This is a genomic window from Bizionia paragorgiae, assembly GCF_900107625.1.
Lineage (GTDB): Bacteria > Bacteroidota > Bacteroidia > Flavobacteriales > Flavobacteriaceae > Bizionia > Bizionia paragorgiae.
In genome coordinates, this window is the sequence record NZ_FNQK01000013.1 from 78,936 (window position 1) to 94,359 (window position 15,424).

The 15,424-nt window shown below is 32.9% G+C and carries 16 protein-coding genes; 6 read left to right on the plus strand and 10 right to left on the minus strand.

The annotated features are described in order from the left end of the window. Positions 1–58: 58 nt before the first annotated feature. Positions 59–472 carry a hypothetical protein gene (locus tag BLV64_RS10420; protein WP_092134988.1) on the minus strand — a complete coding sequence of 138 codons (414 nt, stop codon included), beginning with the start codon at positions 470–472 and terminating at the stop codon, positions 59–61. Positions 473–853: 381 nt separating this feature from the next. Continuing rightward, positions 854–1,666, minus strand: a complete 813-nt coding sequence (locus tag BLV64_RS10425; RefSeq protein WP_092134991.1) for an Abi-alpha family protein — start codon at positions 1,664–1,666, stop codon at positions 854–856. Between the two features lie 998 nt (positions 1,667–2,664). Between BLV64_RS10425 and BLV64_RS10430 the strand changes: the two genes are divergently transcribed. Next, the gene (locus BLV64_RS10430; protein WP_092134994.1) at positions 2,665–3,627 is read left to right on the plus strand and encodes an endonuclease/exonuclease/phosphatase family protein; all 963 of its coding nucleotides are present in this window, start codon (positions 2,665–2,667) and stop codon (positions 3,625–3,627) included. A 578-nt stretch (positions 3,628–4,205) separates the two neighbouring features. Here the strand turns inward: BLV64_RS10430 and BLV64_RS10440 are convergent. Genes BLV64_RS10440 through BLV64_RS10450 form a run of 3 tightly spaced genes read right to left on the minus strand, consistent with a single transcriptional unit; the run spans position 4,206 to position 5,606 of the window. Continuing rightward, entirely contained in the window at positions 4,206–4,442 is a 237-nt protein-coding gene (locus BLV64_RS10440; RefSeq protein ID WP_092134998.1) for a hypothetical protein, read from the minus strand. A gap of 11 nt (positions 4,443–4,453) precedes the next feature. Then, the gene (locus BLV64_RS10445; RefSeq protein ID WP_092135000.1) at positions 4,454–4,849 is read right to left on the minus strand and encodes a DUF5675 family protein; all 396 of its coding nucleotides are present in this window, start codon (positions 4,847–4,849) and stop codon (positions 4,454–4,456) included. Between the two features lies 1 nt (position 4,850). Beyond that, complete coding sequence (locus BLV64_RS10450; RefSeq protein WP_092135003.1) at positions 4,851–5,606, minus strand: hypothetical protein; 756 nt, start codon at positions 5,604–5,606, stop codon at positions 4,851–4,853. Between the two features lie 149 nt (positions 5,607–5,755). Between BLV64_RS10450 and BLV64_RS10455 the strand changes: the two genes are divergently transcribed. The 4 genes from BLV64_RS10455 (at position 5,756) to BLV64_RS10470 (ending at position 8,323) form a co-directional block, all read left to right on the plus strand. Next, positions 5,756–5,950, plus strand: a complete 195-nt coding sequence (locus BLV64_RS10455; RefSeq protein ID WP_092135005.1) for a hypothetical protein — start codon at positions 5,756–5,758, stop codon at positions 5,948–5,950. 244 nt (positions 5,951–6,194) lie between these two features. Continuing rightward, positions 6,195–6,926, plus strand: a complete 732-nt coding sequence (locus BLV64_RS10460; protein ID WP_092135008.1) for an SOS response-associated peptidase — start codon at positions 6,195–6,197, stop codon at positions 6,924–6,926. Positions 6,927–7,203: 277 nt separating this feature from the next. Then, entirely contained in the window at positions 7,204–7,635 is a 432-nt protein-coding gene (locus BLV64_RS10465; protein WP_092135010.1) for a hypothetical protein, read from the plus strand. Positions 7,636–7,810: 175 nt separating this feature from the next. Further along, positions 7,811–8,323, plus strand: coding sequence for a hypothetical protein (locus BLV64_RS10470; protein ID WP_092135013.1), 513 nt, complete (start codon positions 7,811–7,813; stop codon positions 8,321–8,323). A gap of 296 nt (positions 8,324–8,619) precedes the next feature. On the opposite strand, the gene BLV64_RS10475 is transcribed toward BLV64_RS10470, so the two are convergent. Together BLV64_RS10475 and BLV64_RS10480 are read right to left on the minus strand one after the other, a co-directional pair. Beyond that, on the minus strand, positions 8,620–9,255 hold the full coding sequence (locus tag BLV64_RS10475) for a hypothetical protein (protein ID WP_092135015.1): 636 nt from the start codon (positions 9,253–9,255) through the stop codon (positions 8,620–8,622). 73 nt (positions 9,256–9,328) lie between these two features. Next, positions 9,329–10,414, minus strand: a complete 1,086-nt coding sequence (locus tag BLV64_RS10480) for a hypothetical protein (RefSeq protein WP_143034152.1) — start codon at positions 10,412–10,414, stop codon at positions 9,329–9,331. A 163-nt stretch (positions 10,415–10,577) separates the two neighbouring features. On the opposite strand from BLV64_RS10480, the gene BLV64_RS10485 reads away from it, so the two are divergent. Beyond that, positions 10,578–11,495 (plus strand): helix-turn-helix transcriptional regulator, encoded by a 918-nt coding sequence (locus BLV64_RS10485; RefSeq protein ID WP_092135021.1) that lies wholly within the window; start codon positions 10,578–10,580, stop codon positions 11,493–11,495. A gap of 110 nt (positions 11,496–11,605) precedes the next feature. Here BLV64_RS10485 and BLV64_RS10490 read toward each other — a convergent pair whose 3' ends face one another. The 3 genes from BLV64_RS10490 to BLV64_RS14570 all read right to left on the minus strand — a co-directional run. After that, a complete protein-coding gene (locus BLV64_RS10490; protein ID WP_092135024.1) occupies positions 11,606–12,826 on the minus strand; it encodes an alpha/beta hydrolase in 1,221 nt (406 codons plus the stop codon). Between the two features lie 402 nt (positions 12,827–13,228). After that, positions 13,229–14,128: a leucine-rich repeat domain-containing protein gene (locus tag BLV64_RS10495; protein ID WP_092135026.1), complete on the minus strand. Its 900-nt coding sequence runs from the start codon at positions 14,126–14,128 to the stop codon at positions 13,229–13,231. A gap of 693 nt (positions 14,129–14,821) precedes the next feature. Then, the coding region (locus BLV64_RS14570) for a DUF7738 domain-containing protein (RefSeq protein WP_177165321.1) at positions 14,822–15,424 on the minus strand (603 nt) is incomplete at its 5' end.

The window sequence follows — 15,424 nt, forward strand, 5'->3', positions numbered from 1 at the left end:
AACTTTGGTTAAGCGATAAACCGCAATTATTTTTATACGGTGTTGGCATTTCGTTGTTTTATTTTATCAGTTGTTTTAGATTTTTAGAATATTTATCAGACGGAATAAAGTCAATTATGTGTGAATAGATTGGGCTTATCCATTTTTTCTTTTTGTTTGCATAAATTATAATCATATTAAAGTTTTTATTATAATTCACTTTTTCAATTTGATTCCAATAGATTTCTTTTTTTGAACCAAACTCGTTCTTAACAATCATTGATTTTTCGTTAATTATTATCCTATATTTATAATAATGTAGTGTAAGATAAAGTCCGATAGAGAAAAAGCCAATAAACATTAAAATGACACTCAAAAGTCCGCCATTATCTTTTTCTTTAAGGACAAAAAACATAACATAAACCAGCACAAAAGAAATTGAAAGACTAAAAATTCCAAAAAAGAGAATAAATTTTCCAGGTTTTAAATCCATTTTAATATTGTGCTTTTTGTTTTAATTAATTTCATTTTCCGATTTTCAGCGTTTGAGTAAATTCGTTCAGCGTTTTATTCCGCAAACTTTTTCAATTTCGATTGAGTGAGCAATTCCGCAACTTGCTAAATTCCGTATTTAATTTTGGGTTTGCTTGTCAGTTCAGTTTCCGATTCCGTAAACGAGCTAAAAGTCAAACGTTTTGTTTTAAATTACTAATAATTGTCATTTTTAACGGTTCTACTCAATGAATGCCAACGGTCTCGGCTATGAGTAGTTGCGTGGGTTAGCACTTAACTTTGCAAATAAACACCAAGCTGAAAATCCACTAGGATTTTCAGAAGTAGGCGAGTAGAAGCAATTATTTATAGCCATTGTTGCCTACAGTTTTTTATTTTCTTTTTTTCTTCTTTCAGCCTCTTGCTTTGCTTTTTCTTCTTCTTCCTTATCTAACTGTTCTTTAGTAATCAATTCTTGTTTCCAAAATTCGTCAGGGTCCAATTTTGAGCCTTGACTTTTTACATAAAGACTTAAAGAAAGGTATGTTGGGTGAATGTCAGCTACCAAATCAGCTGAATCAGGGTCAAAACCTCCTGAATAACTACTAATTAAACCAAGTGCTCGCAAATAGTCCAATTCTCTGTCAACCCTATGATAATTATTCAATCCTGTTAACTTAAATATATCATCGCAATGTATTTTTAGCTCTTCTGCAATAACTAAACCGTTTGGATAAATAATTTTCCTGCTATTTTCAACACCATATTTTAATATTTGGGCTTGGGCTGTTGTCAATTGTTTTAGCAAGTCAATGAAAATTAAATTTTCATCATCTGTACCAGATTCTGTGCAGGAAGAGGCAAATAATCCTGCCCACATATCTTGTACTTCTTCGTTGTCAATTAATGAGCTGTTTTCTATTATTGAAAGTCCAACTCTAGGGTGCGATTTCAACTGAAATGTATCATTATTAAAATCTAATTTCCCTTGAGCTTTCTCCAACATTCTTATTACGTTGCATAACCTCCAATGTCTTACTTTGTCTTGAATTAAAAGTCCAACTTCTCCCAAAGCAGGTTTGCAAGTTAGTTGTAAAAAACCTTCTATTCCTTCTAATGATTTTTGAACTGTCTTGTCAATTGCATTTGCAACTGGTTTTATTCCAAAAATATCTAGCCCTTTATTTTCACTCATTTATTGTTTTTTTAAATTGTAGGCAACGTGTTATATGGCATCTAATATACACTTTTTCGGGTATTATTATCAGGGCAATAGGGTATTCTGTTCTCCTTTGGAAATAATCGTCAGGCTATTTTCTTACCGAGATCACCAACCCAAACACCTATAAACTACAGGTATCCAACATAATATATATTAAAACACATATTTTTTAATTACCAATGTGATCAATTGGAAAAATTTTAAAATAGCATGAAAATTCGGCCCAACTTCTAGAAACTATAAAAATTCCAAAATAAAATTAAACTGTAGCGGCAGGTAATAAGGTGTTCGCCAGGCACTCCATTTAGTTCCATAGTGCATATCTGTAAGCTACACCCTCATATATTCTAGCATATCAAAAAAACAGAGAACAATCTACAATTGAAATTAAACCATTACAGGGCTTGCATATAACACACATACAACCCCTGCGGCGACACGTCCTCGAGGCTGTATGTATTTGCACTATTTCACACATTACATGCCTGCCTCACCCATAGCTACTTTTTTACCCCAAACCCCAATATGGAAAGCGCTAAAAGCGCAATGTGAATTGTTTGGGGTAAAACCGCTATTTCATGTTATGCGAGCCTGCGGGTCACTTCGGGCTTAAACGGTGTCACGTTTTTTGAAAACTATAAAAGCAAACAGGCAAGTCCTAAGTAGGTCCTCCAGCAGTACAAAAAAAAGTACCGCTTCCGTCCATTGTGAGTAAGAGCTGGGTATTCCATCTGTACCTTCCAATCGTCAGACACGCCTCTCACACCCAGCACTTACCTAAAAATTAAACACGATCAACACAAAAAACCATCAAAAAAAGCGCCACCTAGTGTAAAACATTGTCGCGAGAGCGCTCGTACCTCACGCTATCACTCACAACACCCTCGTTCATCTCGCAGTCGGCTCGCGCCTTTTAGATTACCTGCATATCAAACAATTGTAAATACGTCCAAATAATATTATATTAAAGGATGATTTCAATACTAGAACAGCCACCAGCAGAAGTAATAAAAAACCTTCAACTTTTAAAAGACGATTTAGATATTAAATTACCATCTAAACAATTAGATAAAAATCTTCTAATTGCAACTTGGAATATAAGGGCCTTTGGTAATCTAACACGAAAATGGAATTCCAATGATGACGATTCTCCTAAAAGAGATTTACATGCCATACTATGTATTGCAGAAATAATAAAACGGTTTGATGTCATAGCTATTCAAGAAGTTAAAGATAATATACGTGCTTTAAGAGATACTTTAAAAGTGTTAGGTTCAAATTGGTCACTAATATTAACCGATGTAAATAAAGGAAAAGTAGGTAATGGTGAGCGCATGGCTTATTTATTCGATACCCGTCGTGTACAACTTTCAGGTTTGGCAGGAGAGCTAGTGGTTCCAGAAGAATGGGAAGATTCAATTAACGATAATGCGCTTTCAAAACAATTTGTGAGATCACCTTATGCTGTCAGTTTTAAATCAGGTAAGCATACATTCATATTAGTTACACTACACATACTCTATGGAAAAAATAAAAAAACACGTATTCCAGAACTAAGAGGAATTGCGAAATGGCTTAGAGATTGGGCTGGTAATATAAATGCATACCATCAAGACTTTATAGCTTTAGGTGATTTCAATATCGAGGAACGAGGAGATTTATTATCTGAAACATTTCTATCAGAAGGACTATACGTACCACCTCAATTACAAAATGAAAAGGTGACCCGTTCTATTTTCAATAAAACAAAATATTACGATCAAATAGCTTGGTTCAATAGTGAAGATAATGGTCCTAAATTATCAATGGAATTTATAAATGGTGGTAATTACGATTTTGTAAACATCGCTTTAAAAAACCGTATGCTAACCAACAACAGTTTATCCTGGATTATCTCAGACCATTATCCACTTTGGGTAGAATTTAAAATATAAAAAAGATCACAAATGTAGTAGGCTTCCTCCAGCCACCACATTACGCTATAAAGCTCAAGCCTTACGGTTTTGAAAAAAAATAGTGCCCGCGGCCAAGTTTTTTTCAGTAAATTAAATCTGTGAAGCACCATTTTTCACAAAAAGCTTGACAGCCTCCCCGCGCCAACAAGTCCATCGTTTTCTTTTTTTATTTTCTGAAAAAATAATGGAAAGGCCTTTGGCTCCTTTTATAATAGTAATACTTATGAAACAGAAACCGGCTATGGATGTTTGTATACAAATACTCTACTTTTTGCAAAAGCCTTTTAAATCGAGTAACTATTGAAAATAAAAAAAGAGCTCCAATATGAAGCTCTTAGTATCTGATTAATTATTATCCCGCCGACGTTTAAATCGTTTATGTATCCGTTTTACTAGTAGAGAAACAAGGTAACTCACAATAGCACCAAAGCCAGCCATAATAGCAGTTTTAATGAGATCTTCCGAAGAAAGATTTATCCAAACTGAAGACGCCGTACCTCCTAATATTGAAAATCTGATATGGGATACACTCTGAGACATCTTGTTCTATCGGTTTTCTAAAAGTTCCTCTTACCTGGAGCAACCTTATGTTCATCTTCTGTAACCGCTGCACTAACAGCAGTTGCAACAGTTCCGGCAACCGTCATGTAAGTGGCAATAGTAATTACAATTGCTGGAACACTTATCGGCGCAGCAATAATAGCCCCTCCTGCCGTGGCAAGAGCAATACCGATATTTCGTAATAGTTTGAAAAACTTCGGTGTCGGTTTTTTATAACGTTCAATTAAATTCATAATCTTAAGATTTAATGGTTTATGGTTAATGAAATAAATTCTTTGCGCTCAAAAGCTTGATGACAAAGTGAAAGTATCTTCTGCATGGCCAATCGCGAAGACCAGCCCACTCCTACCCCTGATAACTGACTTACCGGTGCCAAACAACCTTCCAATTCTTTAGAAGCGTTGTTCGCCGGGTGAATCAATATCAAATTTCTCTGACTCACATCTAAAACATGTAAATGGTCCCCAAACCGATCAGAAAAGCGAGGTTTCAATTCATAAACACCTTCCGGAATACAGGAAACTTGGCGTTTATTATTTAGCCAAGGCAATTCAATCATAAAACAGATAAAATGCCCATTGACAAAGAGGGCACTATTTGTACCCTCTTTAAAATACTGTCGTTGGAGTAATAGTTCCATCTTACAACGTGTCTATCAGTGCCACAGAAAGCGCGTTGAATGCACCATTTTTCAACGGATACATTTGCCCATTGACTTCCTGAAAGAACTCAATGCCCACCACTTCAATAACTGGTAACACCGAGTTAGCAGTAAGTGCAACGTTCATTGCAATCGGTGCCGTATCTGGAGCCGAGTAAGGAAGAATCCCTGAGCTCGCTGTTTCAAAAACAAACGTGTCATTTACAAAATCCTCTTCTGCAGCGCCCATTACAATATTAAAATGAGTGGTTCCTGAAGGAGCTGCAATCCGAACCGTCGGACTGAAAGCAGCAAGTGTAACATCGGCACTTCCTGTAGCACGATCGAAAGCCACACTAAAAGGGGCAAATAAGGTGGAACCTAGTTTCCCGTTGAGGTTGAATTCAAACCCTAACAGATCGCTTAAATTCCCATCTTCAACTGTACGCTCACCTCTAGGGTTCACAAGGTCCGTTTTAGTAATAGCCACCAGATCTTTTGTCAATCTGCTAACCACACGTTTATCCTTTGCGTTTTGTAGTAACACACGAATCGAATTCCGGATTAGCTTACCGGCTTTACCAGCGCGTCCGAATTCAGAACCGTTTTCACGTGTTCTTTGAAAGGCAGGATCATTCGCAATACGATTTGCATCTATACCTCCTTTCGTCCTAGCCAAATGTCCGTCACTTGACTTGTAAAAGGAAATGTCATCCAGAGTTCCTTTTAATTTGATAATACCTACTTGTCTAGCCATGATTCAAAGTTTTTTAGTTTTATCAAAACTCCGTATCTTTAATAAGCAATCCCAAAATCGCTTTCCGCTTTTGCCGAAAAGTGCCTTTTTTGCCAATTTAAACCTATCGGTGATAGCAATATCACGTATAGATAAAGTATGGATAAAGTATGAGCAGCATCAAAAGACTATGTATTTACCCAAAAGATATTATGCGCATTACCGGAAGAAGTGAGCGCTCTAGTCGCCTATTATTTAAAAAAATAAAAATACATTTGGACAAAAAGGACCATCAGGTTCTAACAGTTAAAGAGTTTTCTGAATACGCTGGCATAGAGGAAGATATGGTAAATAGATACATTTAGAATAAAATGATTCGGTTACCTATTCGGTTACCTATAAAAAAAACAAACACTTAACTACTTGATAAACAACACGTAACAATAATATGGTTAGTTCCTCATTCTCCGCAAAACCTTGTAAATACTATATTTACAAGGTTTTTTTCATTTATAACCTATTGTGTGTTTTTAAAATTAAAATACAATAGCTGGTGATCTTTTTAATGTTATAGCTTTTTTAGTATCTTTAAGTTTTAACACTACCGTAATGTGCTTTCATACAGCTCAAATAAAAACAGTCAATAAACTCGAAAAACGTTATCAGGTAAAACTAGCGACCCCCGAAGTACGGGAAAAATTAGACACCCCCAGATATCATATAAATGGATTTGCACATCCCAGCCTGCTGGTAATCCCACAAGAAGCTCCCACTGTAATCGCACCAGGATTATGGGGCATTATCCCCAAAACTAAAAAAAGCTCCCAAATAAACGCTTATTACAAAGATGCTATGCGTTTTGGTGGCGGACTCAATGCGCAATCAGAAAAACTTTTCGATCACTTTATTTACAAACAGTCATCTCTTACCAATCGCTGTCTGATACCTGTCACCGGTTTTTTCGAACCCCACGAGTATCAATCCAAGAAATATCCTATTCATATAAAACGAAAAGATAATGACGTTTTATCTTTAGCAGGCCTTTACACGTTAATTGACGGCATTATCACTTTTACCATATTAACCAAAACTGCATCTCCCCTATTTGCGAAAATTCACAATAAGAAAAGACGACAACCCTTACTATTACCACAAGATTTGGAAGGTGCTTGGTTAAATCCTGAATTAAATAAAAAAGACCTTAAAGCACTTATAGAAGTCAACTATCCAGAAAATGAACTCCAGACGTTTACAGTTAGCAGGGATCTCTTTAGCCCCAAAGTGAATAGTGACACACCACATATCCTTAATCAGGTTAGCTACGACGGTGTTGCTATATAAATAACTAGGTTGAGTATTTACGAATTTTTACAATAATTCAGAATAAGTAATTTCTATATTGTGTGCGCTATTAATTAAACGTGTTTACTGTATTCTTCATACGTTCAATACGCAATAGCAATAACCTTTTTAATAAAAACACCAACAGATATACAGCCAGTAGAGAGATAAATGTATTGGTTTTATATTGATATAACTAAGTTAAATGTAATTTAAAAAGTAAAACGGGATAAGCTGAAAACCGATTAAGAGTAAGCAAACATTATATTTTATTATTATGAAAAAAACATTTATTTTATTAGCTGCAGTACTCATTTCGAGTCATGGTTATTCTCAAACTACTACTTATTCAAAAGATTGGCAAGGTAATACTGTAGCTAAGGATCAATATGGAAACATTCAATCTACATACTCAAAAGATTGGCAAGGTAATACCGTAAAAAAAGATAATTATGGAAACACTCAATCTACTTACTCAAAAGACTGGCAAGGTAATACCGTAAAAAAAGATAATTATGGAAATACTCAATCTACTTACTCAAAAGATTGGCAAGGTAATACTGTCAAAAAAGACAATTATGGAAACACGCAATCTACTTATTCGAAAAATTGGCAAGGTAATACCGTAGAAAAAGACAATTACGGAAATACTCAAGGAACATATTCAAAAGATTGGCAAGGTAATACTATTTACACTCCGAATAAATAAAAACCACATACAACAAAATGCATAAATAATAAGGAGGGGTTGGTGTTAAATTTGAAAGTTTGTGACTTTTACCAAGTCCGCCAAATCTTTGATTTAGCTAAGTAGTAGACCGAAAACTCAGTGTTTTTATTCCCTTACTACTGATAAATAAAACGTCGTTATTAATTTAAAAGAAATGAATAAACTATTAATTATATTTACACTTATCTCATCAGTTTGCCTTGGACAAAATTTGACCTATCAATCTGAATTTGATAAAAGTTTCAAAAGAAGTGACTACAAATCTTACATATCGAAAGATTCGATAGTTTTTAAGATTGATGATAACATCAAAATCGGAAAGCCTTCAGACCTTACATTCAAAAACATATATATACATCAAGGTTTAGGGTATCTTCCAATGTCAGTAACTGAAAACCACTTACTGGATGGAAATTGTAAAATTATTGCTATAAGTGTTGCAGGAACTAAACGAAAAGGATTTCTACCCTATATTCAAATTCGCAATGAAGATGGAAAGTTTTTTTCGATTGACATTGAAAAAGCAATAACGAGTAAAGAAATTAATGTTGGTCTTTCTGAAAACGAAATTTTAGAACTTTTAAAAAAAGAAAAATTAGAACTTGAAATTATTAGTGCCGAAGAATTTGAAAGGAGAAAAAAAGAGCTTCTAAAAAAATTGAATTAAAAACCGGTAACCGTAGCACTATCACATAAAAACCACCTTAAGTAAGCCTTTTTTTTTTAAGGGCTTTCTTATTTTTAGACTAGTCAGTTCAACAAAATTTTAGTTGACTTAAATAGAAGCTCTTTAAGTTTTGAACTGCCACTATTTGGTCACTTAAGAAGACAACCGAATTAAAAAAGAACTACGAAAACCGTGTCCGTTCCCGCATGCGATCCATGTTTAACCTTCTAGCCTTTGATATATCCTCTTAATTCAAAAGAGAGCATACGTCTTCTAATTAATCTAAAAAAAAACAATTACCATTCAGCGAACAAATCAAGGCCCTCATAATCCAGTACTAATTGCTCCCAATCAAAAGGCGTTCGTATAATAGATACTTTATCGCCTCCAATTGCATTCAAATCCAATTCTTCAATATACTTATTCCCTATCTCAATTCCATGTTCCTCATAGTAACTATATTCTTTTCTAAGACCTTCAAGAGACTCCTGAATTTCTGCATCAAAACGATCTAAATACTCTAGATAACGAATACCATGAATTAAATACATTTCTACAGACTCGTCAGAAGAATTGTCGATTACCATATATAACGAAATCCCTTTATCTAAATCTGGAGATGATTTAAATGTGGCGCCCTTCCCCCCTAATTCTACTGCATTACCAGAATCAAGATAAACCTGCAAATCTATGCGCGCTTGGGCATCTGTAGTTTGCTCCTTACCTATTCCGTCATGCAAAACCTCTAGAATGCTAAAATAATGGCTAAAAGCAGCAGCTCTAGCTAAAATGGGAGAAGCATTTCTAAATACAGTACTTGATTCTGCAATATCTTCTTTAGTCGGTAGAGCGTCCGAATATTCATCATGAACATTCGGAACTTCTCTACGCCAATATTTGGTTTTTACTACATAATGTATACTTGTGTTCATCTATTTATTTGTTTTTATAGTACATCTGTTATAATTCATTCGTCTGCTTTAATTCTTATCATCAACTCATTTCCTACAACCACTCCCTAATATTCTCAATTAAAATATTAGTATGATTTAAATAAGTTTTCTCACTATTTTCATCACTTAAACACTTTATTTTTACACCATTGTTTTTCAATACATTATCAACAAAAACATCCATATCTACAATATAAACTTCCGATTGCGCAATTTGGGACTCTTGTACTAATTGCACAAAACGAAAAGTAGCTTGTAAAAAAGCATACCCCATATTTAAACCAGGCTCTTCACAGCTATAAAATATTCCTTTACTTATTTCGTTGGCTGAAGTTGCCTTTTTATCTATCCCGTTATTGATCAAAACAGGAAACAACTTCTGATCATTTAAGCACGAACCAAAAGTAATAAGGGAAGACAGATTTCTGTTTTCAGTTTCTTCAGTTACCGGATCGTTGGTGCCAAGTAAAAACGCATTCAGTACATGCTTTAAAATAAAAAGCAAGATTAAAGTTTGTCCGCCGTCAACAACCTCCAATTGATTGTCTTCCCGCTTTTTAACCAATATGTTTCCTAAATCATAATTCACAGTTGTAGGTACTGAAGTAACACCTTTTTCCGTATTCGATTTTAAAAACAATTGCCATAAAGAATCCACTTCAAGCTTATCATAAATAAACACATCATGATAAATCGGTATAAAATAACCGGTATTCCCTTTAAAAATGGATTCTAAACTTACCTGTTTAGTTTCAGAAAAGAAATTAGAACTGTTTTGTGCTTTTTTAATGTTCTTATTCCTACTAGCAATAAAATCATGTAAAAACAACCTATATTTTAGCAACCCTATTTGCAAGGCTTCTAACGGTTTAATAGACATACCTAAATCCTTCTGCAAACTATTTTTATCAATTTTCTCTAAAGCTATCTGTACTAAGTCTTCCACTCCTTGATTGTTATTACACATAACTTCAATTTCTAATACTTCCAAAAAACTGGATTCTAGTGTATATACACCAAGTATTTCATTAAGTTTTTTTATTTGATAATCATAAAAAACTTGCTTAAAGCTTAGCGGTTCGAGTTGAGAATCTAACCAGTTTATAAATTCGTTTTGTAGTAAATAAGCGTTTTTCATAGCTATAGTATTATTTAAGTTATTATTAGAATACTTTGCAAAGACAATAACTAAGACCGCCATATCATGTCGGACTATAAAAAAATTTTGTACACATTCTAATAAGACATCAAACAGCTTGTTTAATACAACTGTTATATTATTTTTGAAGAAAACACCTACTATGTCCGACTATAAAGTACTCAAACGATTAAATTGTGTGGCACAACTAATTAAATTCCATCCAAACATATCAAAAAAACAGCTTTTAGAACGACTACGCCACGACTACGATTTAGAGGTTGCCGAGCGTACTTTCGAGCGGGACAAAAACATTTTAGAATCAGATTTCGGAATAACAATAACCTATAACCATAAATCTCGTGGCTATATACTAGATGATAATGAAGAGTCTTTAAACCAATTTTTCAAATTTGCCCAATTCGCAGCAATGGCAGAGATTTATCAAAACGGCATTAAAGATTATAAGTCTTTTCAAAAGTGGGTGCTTCCAGAAGATAGTTCAGGATTTACAGGCGTACAACATTTCAAAAAACTTATTCAAGCAATTTCTACAAAACATAAAATATCTTTTCAAAAAGAAAATTACTATGGTGGTACAAAAAAAACATACACTGTTTCTCCATTGTGCCTAAAGGAATATGCCAACCGATGGTATTTAATTGCTGTTGTAGATGGTGAGAGTGAAATCAAAAATTTCGGAATAGATAGACTATCACAAATAGAAATTAAAAACACAAAGTCTCTGAAAATTGAAAATTTTAAAAAGCAGCTTAAACAATACGATGAGGTAGTTGGTTTAAATTATACCGAATCCAAAAACAATTACCCTGAAAAAATTATACTTAAAGCCCATAACAACCAGCTTAAATATTTACGCAGTTTACCTATACACAAATCTCAAATTTGCATTGATGGAAAAGCAAATGACTGGGGCCACGCAACCTACCTTTTAAAACCTAATTACGAATTCGAAATACAAATCTTAAAACTAGGAAATATGGTTGAGGTGTTAGAACCACTATGGTTTAGAGAAAAAATTAAAAAACACATTAGCGAAATGTATAATATGTACAATTAATTTAAAAGAATACTCTTATTTTATAGGGGTCAAAACAGGTTTCTAGTGAAAAATTAATGGGTTTTCATTAGTTTTTTACCACAGTACTTTGTTAGAGGCAGTTTTTATTACTATTCCAATTGCTTTAGTTTAGCTTGAGCTTCTTGATTTCCGTCTATTCCAACTGCTTTTTTATAGTTATTAATTGCTTCTGATTTGTTTTTTTGAGATAAAAAGTAATTCCCTAAAGCAACAAAACTTTTTGATTCATTAGGATAGAAATCAGCATTCAGTTCTAAATATGCTAAAGCTTTTTCAGGAAGATTATGTCCATCTAACATAAAGAACCCAACTTGATTTAGTAATTCCCATTCAGGTTTTACTTCACGTTTCATTTGAATGCTCAATTTTTTATAGTGGGTTTTAAAAGGCTCTGTTAATTCTTTGGCAGAATACTCTTTTGGTGTGTTAAAACGCCACATTTCCGGGAATGGAAACCAAGAGAAAATAGACCGCAATCCATTATACTGGGCTGGAACAACAATGCTTCCGTGGTCTTCATTCTCAAAGAATTCCCATTTAAAATTAATCTCTTTATTATTTTTCACTAATAGGTCGTGAAACTTTAAATTGGCTCTAATCTGTTCAGTAAGAACTGTTTTGTCTCTTCTAACTTTAACCGTGTCCATTGCTTTGCCAATACTATTAGCCACAGCTATATATAATGATTTTTCTTTTCGATTTCCTTTATTTAGTTGTTCTTGAGTTTCTTTAACTAGATTTTCTTTGTCCCACCAAAGGCTTGGGTCAATTGCCAAATAATTATCAAAAGAATTTTCGTGAAATAAGTATGAATAAAGTACAAAAAGACCTCCTGTAGAATGACCAATAATGGTATTGTTGTTTTCGGTTGGGTATTTATTGTTGATATACGGTTTTAATTCTTGATTTATGAATTTTAAAAAATTACTGGCACCTCCAGAAGTTTCCGATTCGTGTCCACGTTGAAAAGGAACGTTGGTATGTGTGAAATCTCTGGTTCTATCTGTATTTGTAATACCAACTATTATGGATTGAGGAATTTTGAAAGGCGTTAGTTGCTTTTGCATTCCTGTAATAACATAAAATTGTTGAGATGCGTCCAATACATAAATAACTGGATATTTTTTAGTGCTATTAAAGTCCTCAGGTATATGTATCCAAATTTCTCTTTGTTCTTGTAGAATTTCAGAATATAAACTATCAACTTTTCCGATTACTATTTGCTTTTCATCATTTTGATTAAATTGAGCTATTCCTTTGAAACATAAGAACAACGTGATTATAGTAATTACAATTTTAGAATTTCTCATTTGTTTCGTAAGGTTTTAGTTTGCGATTATTTATTTTGATTAAACCACAACTTCAAAAATTATTCCTGATTTGTCTATTTTAAAATCTCTTCGTGTTTTTTTTTAAAATTGTCTCTAACGTTGTTGTATATGGTTTGTCGCGTGTTTATATGCGAGGATTTTCCTAAGAAAAAGCAGAAGTTAGTAAGCAAAGCAACTAACATTGGTAAAGCACAAAACAATATTTTTTTTCATACAATATTGTAAATAGTTTTGTTTGTTTTAAAAATGTTTCCTCTATTATATTTCAGGTAACCAATTACGATGCTTTAACTTTCCAAGTTACGCCCAAATTTCATTCGGGTTACGATGCTTATATGCTTTATTATCCAGGATGCTATTTATATACTTTATTAGGGTTGGTTACCTAATTATTTTCAAATCTTTCTTCTTCTTTAATTCAATCGGAATATCTTTTATTTCTGTGTTTTGAATGTATATTTTCTCTAAATTATTGAGGTTTTTAATGTATTTTAAACTATTTATAGAATTCCTTTTTACCGATAGCTCTCGTAATTTTTTAAGTCCACTAAGAAATTTAATGTTCTCCTTTTTTCGTAGTACAACATTTTCTATGTTCGAAATATATAGTACTTCCAATTGTTTAAATTCCGAAAGTAAATGCCAATTAACGATTTTCGAATCAGTTAGATTTAAATATCTTAATTGATTCTTTAAACCTAATAAGGCTTTTATATCTAATTCGCAATCAGTTAGTGTCAAGGACTCTAAGTTATTAATATTACTAACCCCCTTTAACTCCCCTAATCTAAAGATATAATTATTAAAGTGAAGTGATTCTAGTTTTTTTAATTTGTTAAAGTGAATGGGTTCGTCTGCGTATAATCTTCCACAACTATGACTCGATAATTTTAAATGCCTTATATTATTATTTGAGTTTATTTTAAAAGTATAACTGCAAACACTTCGAATTGATAGTTTCTCGATAGATGAAAAATCGGTTAAGAAGCCTAATGGCCAGAAATTATTAACCTCATGTACATTAGCAATAGGTTCATTTTTTAAGTTATACTCAGGTCCGAATTGAAAAGGGTACACATCAAGGCTAAACTCTTTAGGACTTAATTTTCTTAGTTTTTCTTTTAAACTATCAATTGCACTAATATTTCCACTTCCAATTAACTCATCAGCAGGAAATACTTGATAATTTCCATTATCCCATAAATAATTGACGTTTTTCTTGATGTCCGAATCACAGCCAAATAGAATGGTGATAAAAAGTATGTAGAGTATTTTTTTCATAATTAAACCTTACGTTTTTGTATATGGTTGGTAGCGGCTTTGTATGCGAGGATTTTCCACAGGAAAATCAGAAGTTAGTAAAAGAGCAACGCCCAAACGATTAAACTAAAATAAGCACTATTTTTTACACGGTGTTGAGTTTTAGTGCTTTTTATCCACTGGATATTTTGTTCAGATTACTTTTTTTTAGATCGCGTTTTTATTCCGCAAACTTGCTCAAATTCCGCAATATTTTTAATTCAGATGGCGAGTGAACAATTCCGTAACAGGCTTAACTCGGATTGAGTGAAATTCCGAGTTTTCAATTCAGTTTCGATTCCGCAAGCAAGCTAAAAGATCAGGAGAAATTTAAGTTAAGGTAGAGTAAGAGTTTAGTGTGTTTTTCAAAAATCGGCAGCTTAGTTTTTACTTGCTTAAAATTCAAAAAAAAAAATCGATAATTAAACTAGGCTTTTTTCATTTGCGCAAACTTGCTCCAGCACTAAAGCTAACGGTCTTATATATGAAAAGTAGCGCTGAAAATAAGTGATAACTTTTCGGATTTAGAACAAGCCATATTTTTAAATTTTACTATTTCTCTTTTTTTATTGGAAATCGTTAAATTTAAAAATTTGGCGACTTCTCAAAAATGCACGAACCATTGTGTTAGCAACAACTCGCGCTATTTTTTATATATGTTGTTCTACGCAGTTTTTATTCGGATGTTGTTGAACCATCGCTGTACAATATATAATCAAGTGGAGTTAGCTCTCCTTTAGAAATTGAAATAGTTATTGAAAACATATCATTCTCATTTAGATATTGTCTAGAAACTGCATCTACACCTTTAAACTTTTGTTTAAATGATTGTTTGTTACTATTAATAAGCATATCATTAAAAACGTTAATATCTGTATCTTTATTTAATGGCACAACATCAATAAGTATGTACTCGTTATCTAAAATTTTAGGTGGAAACCCCCAAGTTTCGTTGTCCGATTTATGCATTAACATTTTTTGGTCGTAATAGTATAATTGAATACGAATATTATCTACTTGGTCGTCAATTCCTTTATTCATAGAGATTGGTAAATTATTATAAACTACTATATCATTAATATTTACTGAATAATCCTTACCGAAAACTGCTTCATAATATGCCATGCTTTGGTCTAATTTCACATGCTTGTCATTATAAAATAATTTTTCTTCTTTAAACTCCAATCTATTCTTTTGTTTATTAAACTGTTCTATTTGCGATTGCATGTTTATTGATTTCCCTTTCTTTTCTTGTCCGTTACATTGAGTTAATAAGCT